Source organism: Dorea sp. OM07-5, assembly GCF_003481355.1.
GTDB lineage: Bacteria > Bacillota > Clostridia > Lachnospirales > Lachnospiraceae > Dorea_D > Dorea_D hominis.
In genome coordinates this window covers 1-8,675 of the sequence record NZ_QUKZ01000030.1, presented here as the reverse complement: position 1 = coordinate 8,675, position 8,675 = coordinate 1, and the positions used below count along the sequence as shown (strand labels likewise).

The 8,675-nt window shown below is 41.8% G+C and carries 9 protein-coding genes; all 9 read left to right on the top strand.

Features of this window, described 5'->3' with window-relative positions; genetic code table 11:
- Window positions 1–3 precede the first annotated feature (3 nt).
- Window positions 4–2,454, top strand: coding sequence for an ATP-binding protein (locus tag DXC04_RS15055; RefSeq protein ID WP_118661314.1), 2,451 nt, complete (start codon window positions 4–6; stop codon window positions 2,452–2,454).
- Window positions 2,454–4,664: a CD3337/EF1877 family mobilome membrane protein gene (locus DXC04_RS15050; RefSeq protein WP_009243520.1), complete on the top strand. Its 2,211-nt coding sequence runs from the start codon at window positions 2,454–2,456 to the stop codon at window positions 4,662–4,664. The genes DXC04_RS15055 and DXC04_RS15050 overlap by 1 nt, the downstream gene beginning before the upstream one ends.
- Window positions 4,661–5,668, top strand: a complete 1,008-nt coding sequence (locus tag DXC04_RS15045) for a bifunctional lytic transglycosylase/C40 family peptidase (protein ID WP_009243519.1) — start codon at window positions 4,661–4,663, stop codon at window positions 5,666–5,668. The genes DXC04_RS15050 and DXC04_RS15045 overlap by 4 nt, the downstream gene beginning before the upstream one ends.
- 16 nt (window positions 5,669–5,684) lie before the next feature.
- The gene (locus DXC04_RS15040) at window positions 5,685–6,596 is read left to right on the top strand and encodes a conjugal transfer protein (RefSeq protein ID WP_009243518.1); all 912 of its coding nucleotides are present in this window, start codon (window positions 5,685–5,687) and stop codon (window positions 6,594–6,596) included.
- Between the two features lie 100 nt (window positions 6,597–6,696).
- A complete protein-coding gene (locus tag DXC04_RS15035) occupies window positions 6,697–6,900 on the top strand; it encodes a helix-turn-helix transcriptional regulator (protein ID WP_039930565.1) in 204 nt (67 codons plus the stop codon).
- Window positions 6,897–7,310 carry a hypothetical protein gene (locus tag DXC04_RS15030; protein WP_008393100.1) on the top strand — a complete coding sequence of 138 codons (414 nt, stop codon included), beginning with the start codon at window positions 6,897–6,899 and terminating at the stop codon, window positions 7,308–7,310. The genes DXC04_RS15035 and DXC04_RS15030 overlap by 4 nt, the downstream gene beginning before the upstream one ends.
- A gap of 22 nt (window positions 7,311–7,332) precedes the next feature.
- The gene (locus DXC04_RS15025) at window positions 7,333–7,758 is read left to right on the top strand and encodes a hypothetical protein (protein WP_118661313.1); all 426 of its coding nucleotides are present in this window, start codon (window positions 7,333–7,335) and stop codon (window positions 7,756–7,758) included.
- A 31-nt stretch (window positions 7,759–7,789) separates the two neighbouring features.
- Window positions 7,790–8,014 (top strand): hypothetical protein, encoded by a 225-nt coding sequence (locus tag DXC04_RS15020; protein ID WP_004612108.1) that lies wholly within the window; start codon window positions 7,790–7,792, stop codon window positions 8,012–8,014.
- Window positions 8,015–8,292: 278 nt separating this feature from the next.
- On the top strand, window positions 8,293–8,675 hold a 383-nt coding region (locus DXC04_RS15015), incomplete at its 3' end, for an RNA polymerase sigma factor (RefSeq protein ID WP_118661312.1).

Below are 8,675 nucleotides of genomic sequence, written 5' to 3'. Positions count from 1 at the left end.
ACTATGTTCCCGATAAAATATATTGACAATAACCTTGTCTGGAACAAGGACAATGAGGTGTTCGCTTACTATGAGCTGATACCGTACAACTATTCTTTCTTATCCGCAGAGCAGAAATTTATCGTGCATGACAGCTTTCGACAACTAATCGCACAGTCCCGTGAGGGTAAAATTCATGCCTTGCAGATTGCCACAGAAAGCTCCATACGAAGTATGCAGGAGCAGTCAAAGAAGCTGGTAACGGGAAAATTAAAGGAAGTTGCCTGCCAGAAAATAGACGAACAGACCGAAGCGTTAGTATCTATGATTGGGGACAATCAAGTGGACTACCGCTTTTTTCTTGGCTTTAAGCTCATGGTTACGGAAGAACAGCTCAATCTGAAGAACATCAAAAAATCGGCGTGGCTGACATTCAAGGAATTTCTCCATGAAGTGAACCACACGCTGATGAATGACTTCGTTTCCATGCCGAATGATGAAATCAACCGTTACATGAAAATGGAAAAGTTACTGGAAAATAAAATCTCCCGTCGCTTTAAGGTGCGTCGCGTGGAAATCCATGATTTTGGGTATCTCATGGAACATCTTTACGGCAGGGACGGGATCGCCTATGAAGATTATGAGTACCAGCTACCAAAGAAAAACTATAAGAAAGAAACGCTGATAAAATACTACGACCTTATCCGCCCGACAAGGTGTGTGATTGAGGAAAGCCAGCGGTATTTACGATTGGAACATGAGGACAAGGAAAGCTATGTGTCCTACTTTACCGTCAATGCGATTGTCGGGGAGCTTGATTTTCCGTCGTCTGAAATCTTCTATTTCCAGCAACAGCAATTCACATTCCCCGTTGATACTTCTATGAATGTAGAAATCGTGGAAAATCGAAAAGCATTAACGACAGTAAGAAACAAGAAAAAGGAATTGAAAGACCTTGATAACCACGCCTATCAAGCAGGAAGTGAAACCAGCTCAAATGTAGTGGACGCATTAGACAGCGTGGACGAGCTGGAAACAGACTTAGACCAGACAAAAGAAAGTATGTATAAGCTCTCTTATGTAGTGCGTGTATCGGCTGATGATTTGGACGAATTAAAACGCCGTTGTGATGAAGTCAAAGATTTTTACGACGACCTCAATGTAAAGCTGGTGCGTCCTGCTGGGGATATGCTGGGGCTTCATTCTGAATTTCTTCCTGCCAGCAAGCGATATATCAATGACTATGTGCAGTATGTAAAATCAGATTTTCTTGCAGGGCTTGGTTTTGGTGCAACCCAGCAGTTAGGGGAAACTACGGGTATCTATATGGGCTATTCCGTTGATACGGGAAGAAATGTGTACCTGCAACCGTCCCTTGCCAGTCAAGGCGTAAAAGGCACAGTTACAAATGCCCTTGCTTCTGCATTTGTCGGTTCGCTTGGTGGTGGGAAGTCGTTCTGCAACAATCTTCTGGTGTATTACTCCGTTCTCTTTGGGGGACAAGCGGTTATCTTAGACCCCAAAAGTGAGCGTGGCAACTGGAAAGAAACGCTCCCAGAAATCGCCCATGAAATCAATATCGTAAACCTTACCAGCGACAAGGACAATGCAGGACTTCTTGACCCGTTTGTGATTATGAAGAATGTCAAAGATGCTGAAAGTCTGGCAATCGACATCTTGACATTTTTAACGGGTATTTCCTCTAGGGACGGCGAAAAATTCCCCGTGTTACGAAAAGCGGTTCGCTCCGTTACCCAGAGTGACAGTCGGGGCTTGCTCCATGTGATAGACGAGCTACGCCGTGAAGATACGCCCATATCAAGAAATATCGCAGACCATATCGACAGCTTCACGGACTACGACTTTGCACACCTGCTGTTTTCAGACGGTACGGTAGAAAATGCTATCAGTCTGGATAACCAGCTCAATATCATTCAAGTAGCGGACTTAGTATTGCCAGATAAAGATACCACTTTTGAGGAATACACGACCATTGAATTATTGTCGGTGTCTATGCTGATTGTGATTAGTACCTTTGCCCTTGATTTTATCCATTCGGACAGAAGTATTTTTAAGATTGTAGACCTTGACGAAGCGTGGGCGTTCTTAAATGTGGCACAAGGAGAAACGCTCTCTAACAAGCTGGTTCGTGCTGGACGAGCTATGCAGGCAGGCGTTTATTTTGTTACCCAGTCTGCCTATGATGTTTCAAAGGAAAGTCTGAAAAACAATATCGGCTTAAAATTCGCTTTTCGTTCTACTGACATCAACGAGATAAAACAGACCTTAGAATTTTTCGGTATCGACAAGGACGACGAAAACAACCAGAAACGCTTGCGTGATTTGGAGAACGGACAATGCTTATTGCAGGACTTATACGGGCGTGTCGGTGTGGTACAGATACACCCCGTTTTTGAAGAACTGCTACACGCCTTTGATACCAGACCGCCCGTACAGAGAAATGAGGTGGAGTGATGAAAGAAAGGATAAAAGGTGCGTTCACAAAAAAGAAGATTTTCCACTTTCTCAAAATGGCTCTGTTCGTGGTGGCACTCTCCCTTATCCTGCTTTCACTTCTGGGGACGGTGGCTCATGCGACGGGGCTTGTGGACGATACCATAAACGCAGAAAATCTATATTCAAAATATCCCCTTTCCAACTACCAGCTTGATTTTTATGTAGATAATAGCTGGTCGTGGTTGCCGTGGAACTGGCTGGACGGGATTGGAAAATCGGTACAGTACGGGCTTTACTGTATTACCAACTTTGTCTGGACTATCAGTTTATATTTAAGCAATGCCACGGGCTATGTGGTGCAGGAAGCCTATAAACTGGACTTTATCAACGATATGGCAGACAGTATCGGAAAGAGCATACAGACCCTTGCAGGCGTAACACAGAACGGTTTTTCCAGCTCTGGCTTCTATGTTGGTTTCCTGCTTCTCATTATCTTAGTGGTGGGACTTTATGTTGCTTATACGGGATTGATAAAAAGGGAAACGAGCAAGGCACTTCACGCTGTTATCAACTTTGTTGTGGTGTTTGTGCTGTCCGCTTCGTTTATTGCCTACGCTCCCGACTACATCAAAAAGATAAATGAATTTTCAAGTGATATTAGTACCGCTTCTTTGGATTTAGGAACAAAAATCATGCTCCCCAACTCTGACAGTGAGGGTAAGGACAGCGTGGACTTGATACGGGACAGCTTATTTTCTATTCAAGTACAACAGCCGTGGCTCTTGCTTCAATTTGGTAACAGTAACGCAGAGGAAATCGGGACAGACCGTGTCGAAGCTCTCGTATCGGCAAGCCCAGAGGACGAGGACGGAAAGACCAGAGAGGAAGTCGTGAAAACAGAAATCGAGGACAACGACAACAACAATCTGACGATACCGCAGGTGGTAAATCGTTTGGGTATGGTGTTCTTCCTCTTGTTCTTCAACTTGGGTATCACGATATTTGTATTCTTGCTTACGGGTATGATGTTATTTAGCCAGATACTTTTTATTATCTTCGCTATGTTCCTGCCTATTAGTTTCCTGCTCTCTATGATACCGAGCTATGAAAGCATGGCAAAGCAGGCAATCGTGAGGGTATTTAATACCATTATGACAAGGGCAGGAATTACGCTCATTGTAACGGTGGCGTTCAGCATTTCCAGTATGTTTTATAACATCTCCACGGACTATCCGTTTTTCATGGTGGCGTTCTTGCAGATAGTGTGTTTTGCTGGTATCTATATGAAACTGGGCGACTTAATGAGTATGTTCTCACTTAATGCTGGCGACAGTCAAAGCATGGGACGAAGAATTTTCCGCAGACCGTATCTGTTTATGCGACATAGGGCTAGGCGTATGGAACACCGTATTGCAAGGGCGGTAAGTGCTGGCGGTATTTCGGGCGGTGTCGCTGGTGCGGTAGCTGGAAGTGCCGTTGCTGGCAAACGAGCGGAAAGAAAAAATACAGCTTCTAAAGAAAATCGGGGCAATACCACTTCCAGCATGGGACAACGTGCAGGCTCAAAGGTAGGTGCTGTCTTAGATACGAAAAATAAAGTGAAAGACAAGGCTAACGCTGTCAAAGAGAATATCAAGGATATGCCGACACAGACCGCTTATGCGGTATATTCCGCAAAGGAAAAGGCAAAGTCCAGCGTGTCCGACTTTAAGCGTGGCATGGTGCAGGAAGAGCAGTCCAGACAGTCGGGACGCTTGGAAAAGCAGGAACAGCGTAAGAAGAATATCGCTGATAAGCGTATGGAGCTTCAAAAGGCACAAGAAGCAAGGCAGGCACAGCGAAAGGCTGACGGATCAGCGACAACGGGAGCTACCCGTCCCCATGAGCGACCAGCCACCGCTTCAACCATTCCAAAATCGAGTGCGGAAAAAATGCAGGAAGTCAAACGCCCTGCCACAGCTCCAACTCCGAAAGCAAGTGAGCCAGTCAAGACAAATGTTGTGAAAGAGCGTCCGTTATCTTCTGGTGCTTCTGATAAGAAAACGACCCAACCTGCACAGCCAGTACATAGGCAGAATGTAGAAAAAGTGGTATCAAAGGAAACACGCCAGAATTACAAAGCAGAGCGTACTACAAAGACACAGACCTTTGAACAATCAAAGCGTACAACGGAACATACCGAAAAGAACCGTAACCTTGTAACAAAGAAAGGACAGAAGAAAAAATGAAACTGAAACATATCGCTATCATTGGCAGTCTGTTTCCTATCCTCTTTTCGCTGGTGTTGTTCTTTGGTGTCTTGATTAGTGCGGACAGCGACGACGAGAACAGCAACTTTTCTTCTGGCATTACGGGTATGAACCTATCCGCAGAAGTCTTGAAACATCAGCCTATGGTGGAAAAATACGCCAAAGAATATGGTATCTCCGAGTATGTCAACGTGTTGCTGGCTATTATTCAAGTAGAAAGTGGCGGTACGGCAGAAGATGTCATGCAGAGTTCGGAAAGTCTTGGTTTACCGCCTAATTCCTTAGATACGGAAAGTTCAATCAAGCAGGGGTGTAAGTATTTTGCGTCCCTGCTTTCTTCCTGTAAAAATCAAGGTATCGACGATTTGAATGTAGCGATACAGTCCTATAACTATGGCGGTGGTTATGTGGGATATGTGGCAGGAAAAGGAAAGAAACATACCTTTAACCTTGCAGAGAGCTTCGCCCGTGAGAAGTCGGGTGGAAAGAAAGTAACCTACACCAACCCGATAGCCGTTGCGAAGAATGGGGGCTGGCGGTATGGCTATGGAAATATGTTCTATGTGGAATTAGTCAATCAATATCTGACCGTGGCACATTTTGATAATGCGACGGCACAAGCGATTATGAATGAAGCATTGAAATATCAAGGCTGGAAATATGTGTATGGTGGCAGTAACCCGAACACTTCATTTGATTGTAGCGGACTTGTGCAATGGTGTTATGGAAAAGCTGGTATCTCCTTACCGAGAACAGCACAAGCACAGTATGACGCTACCCAACATCTTCCACTCTCGCAGGCAAAGGCTGGGGACTTGGTATTTTTCCATTCTACCTATAACGCTGGTTCGTATGTAACCCACGTCGGCATTTATGTAGGAAATAATCAGATGTACCATGCAGGCGACCCGATAGGATATGCAGACCTAAGTAGTAGTTACTGGCAACAGCACTTAATCGGTGCAGGACGAGTAAAACAATAGAAAGGACTTGAAAAATATGTTTAAGAAGAATAAGAAACAGACAGAAACTATCAAAGAACCAAAAGAAAAAAAGGTGCGTACTGTTAAGGTAGGCACACATAAGAAAACCGTGATTGCGTTGTGGGTGGTGCTTATCGCAAGCGTGAGCTTTGGAGTGTATAAGAATTTTACTGCTATCGACCAGCACACGACCCATGAAAAAGAAATCATAGAGCTTCGCTTGCAGGACACCACCGGGATAGAAAATTTCGTGAAGAATTTTGCGAAGTCCTACTACACATGGAATAACAGCAAAGAAGCGATTGAAGCAAGGATGCAGGCAATCAGCGGTTATCTGACAAAGGAATTGCAAGACTTGAATGTTGATACAATCAGAACGGATATACCGACCAGCTCCACGGTTACAGATGTGATTGTATGGAGTATTGAGCAGTCGGAAACGGACACTTTTTCTGCTACCTACGAAGTAGATCAGCAGATAAAAGAGGGAGAACAGACAAGTACTGTCAAGGCAACCTATACCGTAAAAGTCCATGTGGACGCTGACGGGGATATGGTAATCGTTCAGAACCCTACCCTTGCACCAGCAATCGAAAAATCAGGCTATGAGCCTAAGACACCAGAAGCAGACGCAAGCGGAGACGCTGATACTGTAAATGATGCTACCGCATTTCTGGAAACATTCTTTAAGCTCTACCCAACAGCCACAGAAAAAGAGCTTGCTTACTATGTATCGGGAAATGTGCTTGAACCTATCGGCAGGGACTATCTTTATTCCGAACTGGTAAACCCTATTTTTACAAAGGACGGGGACAATGTGAAAGTCAAGGTTGCCGTGAAATTCCTTGATAATCAGACAAAGGCAACGCAAGTATCGCAGTATGAACTTGTATTACATAAGGATAGTAACTGGAAGATTGTAGGATAATAAAAAATGGAAAGTTCACTTGACATTCTTTGCTTGCAGGAGTATCATAAGATTAGAAAAGGAAAGTAAACTTTCCATTCGTTCGAGAAAGGGGCATGTTGTGAAAAATCGTTTAGAAGAATTACGAAAACAAAGAGGTATTAAACAAGAAGATTTAGCAACTGCTCTTGAAGTATCTCGTCAAACAATAGGCTCTTTAGAAAATGGACGCTACAATCCCTCTATTATGTTAGCCTTTAAAATTGCAAGGTACTTTCAAATGAGCATTGAAGAAATTTTTATTTATGAGGAGGAAAGTAAATGAAGCACAAGATACAAAAAGTAGAATTATTTGTCGGTGTAATAGTCCTTTTAGGTGGTTTACTAACTTATGGTTTAGGAGTACATCAACTATTACCTGTACCTCGTCCAGATTTGGTTGTCTATGGTACAACACTTATTGGAATAATATTGATTTTAATGGGGTGTGATATATTCAGTAAGCCGACAAAAGAAATGCAAATATTAGAAAATGATGAAAGAAATATCGCAATTACTAATGCTTCTCTTGCGAATGCTTACAAAGTAACACTTACATTATTGGTTCTTGTATTATTTGCTCTTATCTTTATGGGATATATGAGTAAAGTTGTATTTTTTTCGATAGTAGGAGTTATTGCTATCGGACAAATCACATGGGTTATAACAGCTCGTTATTTAGATAAAAAAATGTAATAATGGAGAGGTGGAATTAACAATGAAGAAAAAATTACCATTTATCATTGAAATTATTATAGGTATAATCTTTATATGTTTTGGATATTTCGTTATTGATACTGATTATTACGCTACACTTTTTTACGCAATGGGGTTCGGTTTAGCTTTTGCTTCTGGTGTTCAATTATTGAAAATTTGTTATTATGAAATGCCAAAAAATAAAGAAAAATTGGAAAATATAAATAGAGAAAATCACATCAATAGTGTTGATGAAAGAAAAATATTTTTAAGAATGAAAGCTGGTTCTTTAGAATATCAGTTAATGACTTTGGTGTCCTTGTTTGTTGCTTTTGTGCTTGCGTTACTTCATATTGAAGCATGGATTATAGGTATTATATTTGGTTTATTCCTACTGCAAACATTTTTAGGGATTATTCTATATAAGCATTTTGAAAAACATTTTTAAAACATTCAGTAAATTGTGATGAGGTAATACTATGATAGGACTAAAAAAACGAGATATAAAAAAAGCATTGAAAGCTGGTGCAAAAGCTGGTGGTGTGTCATTAGCTGATGTTCGAGCTGATATTGAAGCGACGATTGATGAAGCTATGAACAGCACCGACCCAGAAGTGCAGGCAAATTTCAGAAAATATTTTGGAAATAAACGCCCTACTCCAGAAGAATATATTTACAAGATTACAAAAAAGACAAAAGTTTAATAGAAATCAAGTGCTGTAAGGGGGCTTGTGTCATGGAAAGTTTTAAGCATAATCTTATACGGTCATACACTACCTAACAGCATTTTATTAACAACTGAATATCTCACAGCTTTAATAGCTCGTACAGACTATATGTTTTGTGCGGGCTTTTTTTGTACCCGAAAAAAATTTTTCGATTTTTTCAAATTCATGCAACAAATCACACCTTGCTGTACAGATATGGTGCGGAAAGAGGGATAAACACTTTTCACGTCATAACGGAAAGGGGGTGTGATGATATGAAACCGTCGGACTTCCAAAAGACAATACAATGTCAATTTGACTGCAAGCTCAAACGTGTAGTGAAAGGCATTGTCCGTAATTATCGCAAAGAATTAAAGCGACGAAGAAATAAGGAAATTTCCTATTGTGAACTTCCAGAAATCGTCGTAGAAAAGCTGGCAGTCTGGGACGAATACGAAAGCGATTATACCGCCTTTGATGTATGTGGTATTGAGGTTCGTGTCCTTGATGATGATTTAGCAGAAGCGATTAAGTATCTGTCTGAAAAAGACAGAGAAATCTTGTTGATGTATTTCTTCTTAGGCATGAGTGATACTGAAATTGGCGACAGATTAAAAATTAACCGTTCAACGTCGTTCCGCAGTAGGAAGAACTCACT

Bases quoted from the DNA above. Each gene is read 5' to 3' on its own strand.
- DXC04_RS15055 (WP_118661314.1), top strand. From the start codon at position 4: ATGTTCCCGATAAAATATATTGACAATAACCTTGTCTGGAACAAGGAC.
- DXC04_RS15050 (WP_009243520.1), top strand. From the start codon at position 2,454: ATGAAAGAAAGGATAAAAGGTGCGTTCACAAAAAAGAAGATTTTCCAC.
- DXC04_RS15045 (WP_009243519.1), top strand. From the start codon at position 4,661: ATGAAACTGAAACATATCGCTATCATTGGCAGTCTGTTTCCTATCCTC.
- DXC04_RS15040 (WP_009243518.1), top strand. From the start codon at position 5,685: ATGTTTAAGAAGAATAAGAAACAGACAGAAACTATCAAAGAACCAAAA.
- DXC04_RS15030 (WP_008393100.1), top strand. From the start codon at position 6,897: ATGAAGCACAAGATACAAAAAGTAGAATTATTTGTCGGTGTAATAGTC.
- DXC04_RS15025 (WP_118661313.1), top strand. From the start codon at position 7,333: ATGAAGAAAAAATTACCATTTATCATTGAAATTATTATAGGTATAATC.
- DXC04_RS15020 (WP_004612108.1), top strand. From the start codon at position 7,790: ATGATAGGACTAAAAAAACGAGATATAAAAAAAGCATTGAAAGCTGGT.